Here is a 12,297-nt window from a genome sequence, read left to right as displayed (position 1 = left end):
GTTTTAGCCTAACCACCACTTGCCGGCCAGCATGAAGACTTCGCCCGTCACCACGCCCGCGAAGATAGAGCGGCGGGTCAGCAGGAAGACGACCAGCCCGGCAGCGACTGCACCGTAGCGAAGGACATCAGGCACGCTTGCGAGCGCGCCTGGCGGCTGGACCACGATCTGGGCGATAACGCCGGCCAGGATCGCCGTTGCGACCGCCCTCACCCAGACCAGCAGCTCGGAGCCCTCGTCGATGCCGCCGCCGAACCACAGGCCCAGCATGCGCCAGATCTGGTTAGGAACGACACCGGCGACGAACAGCACAGCGAGCGCGTGCCAGTCGCCGATCGCTTGCGCAAAGCTCATGCGCGCACCTCCCGCCACCAATGCACGCCGTAGGCGACCGTACCGGCGATGACGCCGCTGACGAGGATGTCGAGGCCGGAGTTCATCTTCGCTGCCAGCGGATACAGCAAGATGCCCAGCACCAGCGCGACGACATCGGCGAGCTCGCGGCTGTTGCGCGCGGTGGAGAACAGGAAGGACAGCGGCGTCAGCAGCAGGATCGCCGCTCCAAGCGTCTGCGTCAGGTTGGCGGCGAGGAAATAGCCAACCGTGTTGGCACAGAGACACACCGAAACAAGCCCACAGCCGAGTCCGTGAACGAAGGCGATCCGCCGTTCGCGCGGTACCTGTGGCAGGAAGCGGTGGCATTCGACCCACAGCGTCACGGCGGTGAGGTGCGCAGCGAAGATCAGCTCGCGCCGTTTCGTCGTCGGCGTGCGCATCAACGGCAGGACCGAGACCACCATCGGAAACAGGCGGATGGCGCTGACCGTAACTGCAATCGCGGACTGGATGATGGTCGCACCCGAGCCGAGCGTGGTGATCAAAATGATCTGCGCCGGACCTGCCCAGACGAACAGCGTCGAGCAGAGCGCCCAGAGCAGGCTGAACTGCGTGTCATGGGCGAGCGCGCCGATGCCGAGATAAGTCACGAACAGCACGATGGTGAGGATCGTCTGCGTGATCGAGCGCAGCCCCCACGCAAAGGCGCGCCACGGACTTTGCCATTGAGGGGAATCGAGCGGAGGAAGCGCCACAGGAGTTTTGGCCGGCGAGGAATCGTGCCTGCATAACGGACAATGCGGCGCCGCGCGTCAAGGAAGCGGGCGGCGGGGCTGGCATGCGCGCGGGGCGCGCGGCACGGACCCCACCGCCGTCATTCCGGGGCGCGCCACTTGGCGCGAACCCGGAATGACGGCCAGAGAGAGTGTGCGACCTACCCGCTCACACCGCGGTTCTTCAGCACAAAGCAGGCCCCGCCCGCCTTGCGGATGCGGCTGCACAGATCATCCGCCTCGGCTCGGGTATCCGCGCCGATGCGCACCTGGTAGAAGGCGCGCGTGCCGCGGCTGCGCATCACCGAGCGTAGCAGGCTCGGATCACGCTCGCCGATCACGGCGCTCAGTTTCGTGACGGCCCGGGAATACATCGCCAGCGCCTTATTGCGGTCGAACCCGGCCGCGAGCTGCACACCCCAGATCTTTGCGGCGGCAAGCTCGACATGCTGCTCGAGCTCGGCGACGAACGGATTCGGCGCGCGCTTCAGCAGCGCCATCAGATCACGACAGCTCGTCGGCGGCGAGCTCAGCGGTCCCTTGCCGGTGCTGCCTGCCTTGGCCCAGGCATCGACGCTCGTGCCGGTGATGGCGAAGACATAGTTGCGGGTCTGTTCCGGCATCGGCCCGGTGCCGGCGAGCCATTCCTGCACGCGCCGCGGACCGGCATTGTAGGCAGCCGCAGCAAGGCCGAGATTGCCGAACTGGTTGCGCAGCTCGTTCAAAAACTCCGCCGACTTCGGCAATGCCTGCACCGGATTGAACGGATTGAGCAGCCCGCGCTCGCTTGCAGTGCCCGGCATGAACTGCGCGATCCCTTGTGCGTGCTCGCCGCTGCGCGTCATGGGACCTACCGCATCGGCCTGGAAACGGCTTTCCTGCCAGATCACCCTGGCGAAGAATTCGAGCGGGAGATTGGCATCGCGCGCGGCCGCCTCCACAATCAGGCAGATCGACTCCCGCGTGTCGCTCTCGCGCCCCGGCTCGGAGGATGGCGCCGGTTTTGCGGGCGCTTCGGGGCCGAGCTGCGTGGCAGGAACCGATGCATCCTCGGCCAGCGCCGACGTGCAGACGACCGCTACCACGAGCAACTGCCAGATCAGCTTCTGAGCCCCACCAAATCGCATTTTGCTCCAAGCCCTTGAACTCGGACCTTAAGGCAACTAGCAACAGCCGGGATAATCAACGCTGAGCCCGGCCAGAATGCGGACAATCTATTTTGATCTCGACGGCACACTCACCGATCCCAAGCCCGGGATCACCGGTTCGATCCAGTATGCGCTGAAAAAACTCGGCCAGCCGGTCCCGAGCCAGGACGAGTTGACCTGGTGCATCGGGCCCCCGCTGCATGCCAGTCTGAAGAGGCTCGTGGGAACCGACGACTTCGCTGACCAGGCGCTATTGCTCTATCGCGAGCGCTTTTCCGAGGTCGGCCTGTTCGAGAACACGCCCTATCAGGGCATCCACGACACGCTAGCCGCGGTGGCCGCGACCGGCGCGCGCATGTTCGTGGCGACCAGCAAGCCCGCCGTCTATGCCAGGCGCATCGTCGACCATTTCGGTCTGAAGCCGTATTTCGAGCGCGTGTTCGGCTCCGAGCTCGATGGCACCCGCGTCGACAAGCGCGACCTGCTGCGCTATGCGCTCGACGAGGCCAAGGTCGATGCGAACAGCGCGATCATGATCGGCGACCGCAGTCACGATGTGATCGGCGCCCGCACCAACGGCATGACCGCGATCGGCGTGCTCTATGGCTATGGCAGCGAGGCCGAGCTCAAGGATGCCGGCGCGCATCACATCTGCGCCGCGCATCCGGAGCTGCTCGGCCATTGCGTGGCCTAGTCGATCAGGCTCCGACGGTCTCCACCGCCGCCAGCATGCCCGTCCTTGGGTGACAGTTCACATATTCGAAGAACTGTTCGTCGGCGGCTGCCACCGTCACCTCGTGATAGAGCCGCAGCTTGGCTGACGGCCCGAGCGTCGATAGATATTTCATCGCCGCGCCGAAGATCTTGACGTGGGTCGGATGCGACTCCGCCCAGCGTTCGAGCGCGGCGAGACTCTTCCACCAGCTCTGACCGTAGGACTTTTCGCTGACGCTGCCGTCGGTCGCGAGCACCCGCATGTAGCGGTTGGCATAGCAGCCGATCGCGAGGCCATCATCGCGCAGAAAGTCCATGCCCTCGCGTAGCACCGGTTCGACGTCGTCGAGATAGAGCTTTCGCTCGGACGCCTCGGTATCGCTCCAGTCCTGCCCGGAGCGGATCAGGCAGAGATTGTCATGAGCCTTCACGCGCAGCCGCGCGCCGTCGCAGATCAGCTCAGGCGCGCCACCAGGCGCCATCGCATCAGTCTGCGACAGCGGGATACGGTCACGCATCCCGCCCCAATAGGCGTGCTCCTGCACCTCGCCGCTCATGCCTTCCGCAACGACGGCGACACCTTCGGGCCGATCGGGCGAGGAGAACAGCGTCTCATGACGCGACACGGTCGGACGCAGCACCTCGATGAAGGTGCCGATGCCCTCGCGCTGCTGTCCGGTCCAGGCCTCGCGCGCCGATGCGAACCACGCATCGAAACGCGCGGTGTCGTCCCAATAGCCCACCGAGACGATGGTCTCGTATCCGGCCTGGTCGCGGTAGCGGGCACGGTCCCAATGCAAAGGCCCGCCTTGCGCAGCAAACAGGCGCGCGATGTCGGCGAGCGCCTCCGTTGCGGCCGCCGGCGCCGTGCCGCGATATTGCACGCCGAAATAGGCCATCACGACGCGGCTCACGGTCGGCTTGTAGCGCGCCACGAACGATGGATATGGCGGCTGGTAATCCTCCGGCACGCGCTTGTGGCGCGTGCGCGTGGTTTCAAGATGCAGAGGAATTGCGGATTCCATGATCATGTCCTCCCCTTGATCACGTTGATCAGCTTGCCGCCGCGCCAATGTCGATCGGCTCGACGGTATCCACCGGCAGCGCGAACTGCTCGACGCGCTGGTACCGCTTCTTGTTCAGCAAAAGGCGCGTCACGTCGGGCCGCGAATAATGCCCGGCCGGATCGGCCGCGTTCTTGGCGACGCCAATCGCGCCGAGATCGATTTCGGCGATCAGTAACCCCTCCTGGTCCGGCGCGAGCTTGTCGCCGATCTGGCTGCCGTCGGGGCCGTAGATCGCGGCAAAGCCGCCGCCGGCGTGCAGCAGCGCGTGCTTGTCGGGCCGATCGCAGAGCTCGTCGATCATCGCCTGCGACACCGTCGCGCACGGCGCGAGCACGAAGCAGGAGCCCTCCACCGCATAGACGCGCGAGGCCGCGTTGTTGACCTCGGCGCCGAGCGCCGGCGCGAACGGATCGTAAAGCGAGAAGCTCGGCCAGGCCGCGACATGCACCTGCTCGTTCTGGGCGTACATCGCGTATTTCGACAGCGGCTGGAGATGCTCCCAGCAGCACAGTGCCCCCAGGCGGCCAATGTCGGGCCTCGCGTGCACGGCGAGGTCGCTGCCGTCACCTTCGCCATAGACGGTGCGCTCGGCATGGGTCGGCCGCAGCTTGCGGCGCTTTGCGATGGTCTCGCCATCAGGGCCGATCAGCCATTGCGCCAGATAGAGGCTGCCGCCGTCGCGCTCGGACAGTCCGATCACGGCGGTGAGCTTTGCCTTGCGCACGGCGTCGCGCAGCCGCTCGGCCTGCGGGCTGTCATAGGACAGCGAGTTGTCGAAATAGCGCTGCACGAAGCCGCGGCCGATCGCCCAGGCCGGCGAGTCCATCCAGATGTGCCAGGGGTAACCGGGGATGAAAGCTTCGGGAAAGGCAATCAGCCTGGCGCCCTTTTCGGCGGCCTCCCTGATCAACGCGATCGACTTGTCGATCGAAGCGTCGAGATCGAGCCAGGCCGGCGCCGCCTGCACCACCGCAACCTTGTATTTCGGATGTTCGATGCCCATTCCCGCCTCCATTGCCGGTTGATCGGAAGCCGCGTCCGATGCAGTCTATTTGACCAGGCTGGACGGCCTGGCGCTCGACCGCGGCGGCACAAAAACTCGACCGGACGCGCTGCGGACCGGTACAGGATTTGCCTCCGGTCCGTCTGGATCCCAGGCGATTTTGCAGGGTGTGAAAGGGAGGCTTGCCGATGCCAATCCAGTTCACGACGGACGGCAGCCCCGGCTATCGGCGGCTCGCCCTCTGGCAGGACATCGTCTGCGACGTCTTCGTCGGGCTCGACTGCAAGTCGGACCTCGGCAGCGCCTTTCGCGGCTCGGTGACGCAGGCTTCGCTCGGCAAAGCGGTATGCTCTGAGGTCTGCTCGGACCGCCAGCACGTGTTCCGCACGCCCTCGCGCATCGCGCGCTCGGATCAGGATTTTGTTCTCATCGCGCTCGGCAATCGCGGCGACGGCGGCGTGGTGCAGGACGGGCGCGAGACCGTGATCCATCCCGGCGAGTTCGCACTCTACGACACCACGCGCCCATACGAGCTGAAGTTCAACGACACCTTCACGCAGACCATCTTCAAGGTGCCGCGCGAGATGTTGCAGCGCCGGCTCGGCGGCACCGAGACGCTGACTGCAATGTCATTTGGCGCCGACGCGCCGCTCGAGCGGCTGGCCTATGAATTCATCTTCCGGCTCTGCCAGAACGCGGACGGGCTGGCTCCGGACACCGCCGCCGCGCTGTCGGAGCAGGCGGTCGATCTGCTCGCCATGGTGTTGAGCGAGCGGCTCGGCAAGACATCGCTGCCGTCCTCGACCCACCGCTCGGCCCTGCTCTACCGATTGAAGGCGCACATCCGCGCGCATCTTCCCGATCCCGATCTCTCGCTCGCGGAAACCGCGGCCGCGCTCGGCATCTCGCCGCGCTACGTCAACGACCTTCTCGGCGACGAGGACACCTCTTTCCAGCGCCATGTCCTTGCCGAACGTCTCGCCCGGTGCCGGCGTGATCTCGCCTCTCCCGTGCTCGCCCATCGCCACATCAGCGAGATCGCCTTTGCCTGGGGCTTCAATGACCTCTCGCATTTCGGCCGGGTCTTCCGCGAGCATTTTGGAATGTCGCCGCGCGACTTCCGGCAGAGTCAGTTGCGGCACTGAGATCTCATTCCAGTCAGCCATCACCTCAAGTCTTCGCTTCCAACGAAGGCCATGCTCGCCAATTCCGGATTGTCTTGCTTGGTGGCCTGCATCAGGCTGGCGCACATGAGGACTCACCACACCATAAGCGGATCGGAGCTGTTGCTGGGTATGATCGCGATCCGGCTCGCGGCGCTGGTCCTGGTGGGCTGGAGCCTGACGCTGCTGCCGCGGCAAACGCGTGACGGCGAAGCCGCGTGCTTCCCCTCGCCCGCAACAAGGCTCGAAGCTCAATCTTTGGTGAAGACGCCCGGCTCGCACGTTGCCAATGCAGCGTTCGACGACATGCGCCTGCACGATTAGGGCAATCCCAAGCAAAGCCGCTATGTGAGCAGGTGATAGGACGCGCCGCCTGCTTGCAGTATCCTTTGCCACCGAGCCGCAGTGATCGATCAGCGGCCAGCCAGGGAGCCAATCGATGGAATACCGACGCTTGGGCCGGTCCGGCCTCATGGTGCCCGCCTTGAGTCTGGGCACCGGCACCTTCGGCGGCGTCGGCCGCCTCGCCGCGTGGGGCGCGACCGACGCGACCGAAGCGCGGCGCCTTCTGGACATCTGCCTCGAGGCCGGCGTGTCGATGTTCGACACAGCGAACGTCTATTCGCTCGGCGAGTCCGAGCGGGTGCTCGGCGAAGCGATCAAAGGTCGCCGCGACAAGGTCCTGATCTCGACCAAGGCAACGTTCCGCTTCGGCGACGGCCCCAACGACATCGGCTCATCGCGCCAGCACCTGCTCACCGCCATCGACGGTTCGCTGAGCCGGCTCGGCACCGACTACATCGACTTGTTCCAGCTCCATGGCTTCGATGCCTTCACTCCGCCCGAAGAGGTGCTTGCCACCCTCGACGTGCTCGTGCGCGCCGGCAAGATCCGCTACGTCGGCGTCTCGAATTTTTCGGGCTGGCACCTGATGAAGTCGCTGGCACTTGCCGACAAGCACGGTTTTCCGCGCTACGTCGCCAACCAGACCTACTATTCACTGATCGGGCGTGACTACGAATGGGAGCTGATGCCGCTCGGCCTCGACCAGGGGCTGGGTGCCGTGGTCTGGTCGCCGCTTGGATGGGGACGCCTCACCGGCAAGATCCGGCGGGGGCAGCCGAAGCCCGAGGTCAGCCGGCTGCCCAAGACCGCCGAATTCGGCCCGCCCGTGCCGGACGAGCACGTCTACCGTGTCGTCGAGGCGATCGACGAGGTTGCGAAGGAAACGGGCAAGAGCGTGTCGCAGATCGCGCTCAACTGGCTGCTGCAGCGCCCCACCGTGTCGACGCTGATCATCGGCGCGCGCAACGAGACCCAGCTGCGCGAAAATCTTGGCGCGGTCGGCTGGTCCTTGACCAAGGACCAGGTGGCAAGGCTCGATGCCGCGAGCACGGTGACGCTGCCCTATCCCTATTGGCACCAGCGCACGACCTTCATCGACCGCAATCCGCCGGCGGTGTAGCAAACTTGAGCTGCATCGGCCGCGAAGACGACCGCGCTGGTGGCGGCGGTTTCCGGAACTATCGCGGTCCTGCCCTGTTGGCGCAATACTCGGCCTCCTGGCAGAGTCCGATTCGCCAACAACACGCCGCTCACAATGTCGACAGTCACCATCGAGCAGGCCGACGGCCTGCCGCTGCCGCAGCGTCGATGGGCGATCCTCACCATCGCGCTCGGCATCACCATGTCCGTGATCGACGGCGCCATCGCCAATGTGGCGCTGCCGACGATCGCGGCCGACCTCGATGCGAGCCCCGCTTTCTCGATCTGGATCGTCAACGGCTATCAACTTGCCATCACGATCTCGCTGCTGCCGCTGGCCTCGCTCGGCGAGATCGTCGGCTACCGGCGTGTCTATCTGGCGGGGCTTGCGCTGTTCACCCTGGCCTCTGCACTTTGCGCGGTCGCGCACTCACTGCCGCTGCTGACCGTCGCGCGCATCATCCAGGGTTTTGGCGCGGCCGGCATCATGAGCGTCAACACCGCGCTGGTGCGGTTCACCTATCCGCATGCGCTGCTCGGTCGCGGCATCGCGCGCAACGCGCTCGTCGTGGCAGTGTCGGCCGCGATCGGGCCGACGCTGGCCTCGGGCATCCTGGCCGTGGCAAGCTGGCCCTGGCTGTTCGCGATCAACGTGCCGATCGGTGCGGTCGCAGTTGCGCTCGGCGCGCGCTGCCTGCCGCACACGCGCCTGGCGGCGCATTCATTCGACTGGCAGAGCGCCGGATTGAGCGCCATCACCTTCGGTGTCGGCATTTTCGCCGTCGACAGCGTCGGCCATGGCGAGCCGCTCCTCACCTGCCTGATCGAATTCGCCGTCGCCGCGATCGCGGGCGCCGCCCTGATCTGGCGCGAGACGCATATGGCCGCACCGCTGCTGCCGGTCGATCTCCTGCGCATCCCGATCTTCGCCCTGTCGATCGCGACCTCGATCGCCTCGTTCTGCGCCCAGATGCTCGCCTTCGTCGCGATCCCGTTCTACCTGCAAAGTCGCTTCGGCTATTCAGCCGTGCATATGGGCCTTCTGATCACGCCGTGGCCGATCACGGTCGCATTCGCCGCACCGCTTGCCGGGCGCCTCGTCGAGTATTATCCGGCCGGCCTGCTCGGCGGCATCGGCTTATTGCTGTTCGCAGGCGGACTCGCCTCGCTCGCGATGCTGCCAGACGAGCCCGGCGCATTCGACATCGCCTGGCGCATGGCCCTCGCCGGCTTCGGCTTCGGCCTGTTCCAGACGCCGAACAACCGCACCATGATCGCAGCCGCCCCGCGCGAGCGCTCCGGCGGCGCCAGCGGCATGCTGGGCACCGCCCGCCTGCTCGGCCAGACCACTGGCGCGGCGCTGGTCGCACTGTTCCTCGGCCGCTACCCGCAGGAGGGCACCAGGATCGCGCTGCTCGCCGGCGTCGGCTTTGCCCTGTGCGGCGCGCTGCTCAGCATGCTGCGATTGTCCCCAGCCGCGACCCGCGGCGCCGAACACGTGCGGGTGCAGGAGGGGCAGCGGATGAAAGGGGAGTGAGTGCATCACGGCCGCGTTCTCGGTGCCTCGCACACAACCTGTGCGTGGCCTAACTATTTGGACGGTTGACGTATTGCCCTCTCGCTCCGGTTGCGCTTCATTGCCGACGGGACAAGGGGCAATTTCATGCGTTCATTTGGAATAGTGGCGCTCAGCGTCATGCTGGGCGGCTGCGCGTCGGTCACGCGCGGCACGACGGAAAATATCAGCATCTCATCGACACCTTCAGGCGTGGAAGCCGTGGTCAGCGGAATGGAGGTTCCGACCACCTGCACGACGCCCTGCTCCGTGGTCGTCAAGCGGAACGCCGACATCTCGATCACCTTCCAGAAGGAAGGTTATGAGCCGCAGATCGTGCCGCTCAGCCGGGACATCCAGACCGGCGGGGCCGCGGGCTTTGCGGGCAATCTCCTGCTGGGCGGTGTCGTTGGTATGGGCGTCGACGCCGCGACCGGGGCTGCGACCGATCACAAGCCCAATCCGGTCATCGTGACGATGCAGCCGTCGGCGCCTGCCCGCGCACGGCCCGCCGCTCCGAGAAAGCCGCGGCCGCCGGCGGCAGCGCCAGAGGCCGGAACGTAGGGCTACGACCCAAAACAAAAAGGCCGGCTTCGCAGCCGGCCTTTTCAAATCGTCATATGCCGATCAAGCCTTGACCAGCGGCCCCTTGGAGGTTGGCCCCTTCGAGCCGCCGGGGCCGCCCGGCTTGGACTTGCCTGGCGGGCGCTTGCGGGCGCCGGGCAGCTTCTCCTGCTTCGGCGTTACCGGGCCCTCGACGAACTCGAAGCCGATCTTCTCCTTGGTCTCGTCGGCCTCGTCCTTGACCAGAACGACGCGAACGTGGCCGCCGCCCTTGAGCTTGCCGAACAGCACCTCGTCAGCCAGCGGCTTCTTGATGTGCTCCTGGATCACGCGGGCCATGGGACGTGCGCCCATCTGCTCGTCGTAACCATGCTGGACCAGCCAGGCCTTGGCAGGCTCCGACAGCTCGATGGTGACGTCGCGATCGCCGAGCTGCGCCTCGAGCTGAAGCACGAACTTCTCGACCACGGTGCCGATCACCTCGACGCTGAGATGGCCGAACGAGACGATGGCATCGAGGCGGTTGCGGAATTCCGGTGCGAACTGCCGGTTGATCGCCTCGTGGTCGTCGCCTTCCCGCTTGGAGCGGGTGAAGCCGAACGCCTGCTTGGCGAGATCGGAAGCACCCGCGTTCGTGGTCATGATCAGGATCACGTTGCGGAAATTGACCTGCTTGCCGTTGTGGTCGGTGAGCCGGCCGTGATCCATGATCTGCAGCAGCACATTGTAGAGATCGGGATGGGCCTTCTCGATTTCGTCGAGCAGCACCACGCAATGCGGATGCTGGTCGACGCCGTCGGTCAGCAGGCCGCCCTGGTCGAAGCCGACATAGCCGGGAGGCGCGCCAATCAGGCGCGACACGGTATGCCGCTCCATGTATTCGGACATGTCGAAGCGCAACAGCTCGACGCCGAGGCTTGCCGCGAGCTGCTTTGCGACCTCGGTCTTGCCGACGCCGGTCGGACCCGAGAACAAATAGCAGCCGATCGGCTTCTCCGGCTCACGCAAGCCGGCGCGCGCCAGCTTGATCGATGCCGCGAGCGACTCGATCGCCTTGTCCTGGCCGAACACGGTGCGCTTCAGGGTCTGCTCGAGATGCTTGAGCACCTCGGCATCGTCCTTCGACACGCTCTTCGGCGGGATCCGTGCCATCGAGGCGATCGTGGTCTCGATCTCCTTGATGCCGATGGTCTTCTTGCGCTTGTTCTCGGCCACCAGCATCTGCGCCGCACCGGACTCGTCGATCACGTCGATCGCCTTGTCCGGCAGCTTGCGGTCGTGGATGTAGCGCGAGGAGAGCTGGACCGCGGCCTCGATCGCCTCGTTGGTGTATTTCAGCCGGTGGTAGTCCTCGAAATACGGCTTGAGCCCTTTGAGGATCGCGATGGCGTCCTCGACCGTCGGCTCGTTGATGTCGATCTTCTGGAAGCGCCGCACCAGCGCGCGGTCCTTCTCGAAGTGCTGGCGATATTCCTTGTAGGTGGTCGAGCCCATGCAGCGGATCGTGCCCGAGGCAAGCGCCGGCTTGAGCAGGTTCGAAGCGTCCATCGCCCCACCCGACGTCGCGCCCGCACCGATCACGGTGTGGATCTCGTCGATGAACAGGATCGCGTTGGGATGCGCCTCGAGCTCCTTGAGCACCTGCTTCAAGCGTTCCTCGAAGTCGCCGCGATAGCGCGTGCCGGCGAGCAGCGTGCCCATGTCCAGCGAGAACACGGTCGCGGCCGCCAGAACTTCCGGCACCTCACTGTCGACGATGCGCTTGGCAAGACCTTCCGCGATCGCGGTCTTGCCGACGCCGGCCTCACCAACGAACAGCGGGTTGTTCTTCTGCCGGCGGCACAGCACCTGGATCGCGCGGTTGATCTCGGAATTGCGTCCGATCACCGGATCGATCTTGCCGTCACGCGCCTTCTTGTTGAGGTTGACGCAATAGGTCTCGAGCGCCTCGCCCTTCTTCTTGGCGTCCTCGTTGCCCTTGGTCTCGGTCTCCTCGTCGACGCCGCGCACGGGCCGTGCCTCGGAGACGCCCGGCCGCTTGGCGATGCCGTGGCTGATGTAGTTCACCGCGTCGTAACGCGTCATGTCCTGCTCCTGCAGGAAATACGCAGCATGACTCTCGCGTTCGGCGAAGATCGCGATCAGCACGTTGGCGCCGGTCACCTCTTCGCGACCGGACGACTGCACGTGGATCACTGCGCGCTGGATCACGCGCTGGAAACCGGCGGTCGGCTTGGCGTCGTCGGCGCCATCCGTCACCAGGTTCTCGAATTCGGTCTCAAGATAGTTGACGAGGCTCGTACGGAGCTTGTCGAGATCGACGCTACAGGCGCGCATGACGGCGGCTGCATCGGAGTCGTCGATCAGGGAGAGCAATAGATGCTCGAGCGTCGCGTATTGGTGATGACGCTCGTTTGCGATCGCCAGCGCACGATGCAGGGATTGTTCAAGGCTTTGGGAAAAAGTCGGCATTCGCGTCCTCTATGGCC

At 65.5% G+C, this 12,297-nt stretch carries 12 protein-coding genes; 6 read left to right on the top strand and 6 right to left on the bottom strand.

Annotated elements, in window-relative coordinates:
* Nucleotides 1-3: 3 nt before the first annotated feature.
* From ACVIIV_RS22655 to ACVIIV_RS22645, 3 genes are all read right to left on the bottom strand, one after another.
* The gene (locus ACVIIV_RS22655) at nt 4-354 is read right to left on the bottom strand and encodes an AzlD domain-containing protein (RefSeq protein WP_456746136.1); all 351 of its coding nucleotides are present in this window, start codon (nt 352-354) and stop codon (nt 4-6) included.
* The gene (locus ACVIIV_RS22650) at nt 351-1,091 is read right to left on the bottom strand and encodes an AzlC family ABC transporter permease (protein ID WP_456746135.1); all 741 of its coding nucleotides are present in this window, start codon (nt 1,089-1,091) and stop codon (nt 351-353) included. Before ACVIIV_RS22650 ends, ACVIIV_RS22655 begins: the two co-directional genes overlap by 4 nt.
* A gap of 179 nt (nt 1,092-1,270) precedes the next feature.
* The gene (locus tag ACVIIV_RS22645; RefSeq protein WP_456746134.1) at nt 1,271-2,236 is read right to left on the bottom strand and encodes a transglycosylase SLT domain-containing protein; all 966 of its coding nucleotides are present in this window, start codon (nt 2,234-2,236) and stop codon (nt 1,271-1,273) included.
* Nucleotides 2,237-2,312: 76 nt separating this feature from the next.
* On the opposite strand from ACVIIV_RS22645, the gene ACVIIV_RS22640 reads away from it, so the two are divergent.
* The gene (locus tag ACVIIV_RS22640) at nt 2,313-2,951 is read left to right on the top strand and encodes an HAD family hydrolase (RefSeq protein WP_456746133.1); all 639 of its coding nucleotides are present in this window, start codon (nt 2,313-2,315) and stop codon (nt 2,949-2,951) included.
* 4 nt (nt 2,952-2,955) lie between these two features.
* Here the strand turns inward: ACVIIV_RS22640 and ACVIIV_RS22635 are convergent, their stop codons facing one another.
* Complete coding sequence (locus ACVIIV_RS22635; protein WP_456746132.1) at nt 2,956-3,996, bottom strand: phenylacetaldoxime dehydratase family protein; 1,041 nt, start codon at nt 3,994-3,996, stop codon at nt 2,956-2,958.
* A gap of 28 nt (nt 3,997-4,024) precedes the next feature.
* Entirely contained in the window at nt 4,025-5,041 is a 1,017-nt protein-coding gene (locus ACVIIV_RS22630; protein ID WP_456746131.1) for a carbon-nitrogen hydrolase family protein, read from the bottom strand.
* Nucleotides 5,042-5,229: 188 nt separating this feature from the next.
* On the opposite strand from ACVIIV_RS22630, the gene ACVIIV_RS22625 reads away from it, so the two are divergent.
* The 5 genes from ACVIIV_RS22625 to ACVIIV_RS22605 all read left to right on the top strand — a co-directional run bounded on the left by ACVIIV_RS22625 (nt 5,230) and on the right by ACVIIV_RS22605 (nt 9,808).
* Complete coding sequence (locus tag ACVIIV_RS22625) at nt 5,230-6,186, top strand: AraC-like ligand-binding domain-containing protein (protein ID WP_456746130.1); 957 nt, start codon at nt 5,230-5,232, stop codon at nt 6,184-6,186.
* A gap of 51 nt (nt 6,187-6,237) precedes the next feature.
* Nucleotides 6,238-6,528: a hypothetical protein gene (locus tag ACVIIV_RS22620; protein ID WP_456746129.1), complete on the top strand. Its 291-nt coding sequence runs from the start codon at nt 6,238-6,240 to the stop codon at nt 6,526-6,528.
* A gap of 115 nt (nt 6,529-6,643) precedes the next feature.
* Complete coding sequence (locus ACVIIV_RS22615; RefSeq protein ID WP_456746128.1) at nt 6,644-7,669, top strand: aldo/keto reductase; 1,026 nt, start codon at nt 6,644-6,646, stop codon at nt 7,667-7,669.
* Between the two features lie 135 nt (nt 7,670-7,804).
* The gene (locus ACVIIV_RS22610) at nt 7,805-9,226 is read left to right on the top strand and encodes an MFS transporter (protein ID WP_456746127.1); all 1,422 of its coding nucleotides are present in this window, start codon (nt 7,805-7,807) and stop codon (nt 9,224-9,226) included.
* Nucleotides 9,227-9,352: 126 nt separating this feature from the next.
* Entirely contained in the window at nt 9,353-9,808 is a 456-nt protein-coding gene (locus tag ACVIIV_RS22605; protein ID WP_456746126.1) for a PEGA domain-containing protein, read from the top strand.
* Between the two features lie 63 nt (nt 9,809-9,871).
* On the opposite strand, the gene clpA is transcribed toward ACVIIV_RS22605, so the two are convergent.
* The gene (gene clpA, locus ACVIIV_RS22600; RefSeq protein ID WP_456746125.1) at nt 9,872-12,280 is read right to left on the bottom strand and encodes an ATP-dependent Clp protease ATP-binding subunit ClpA; all 2,409 of its coding nucleotides are present in this window, start codon (nt 12,278-12,280) and stop codon (nt 9,872-9,874) included.
* Between the last annotated feature and the right edge of the window lie 17 nt (nt 12,281-12,297).

It is taken from the genome of Bradyrhizobium sp. USDA 4354, from assembly GCF_054060315.1.
This window is presented reverse-complemented; position numbering and strand designations above follow the sequence as displayed.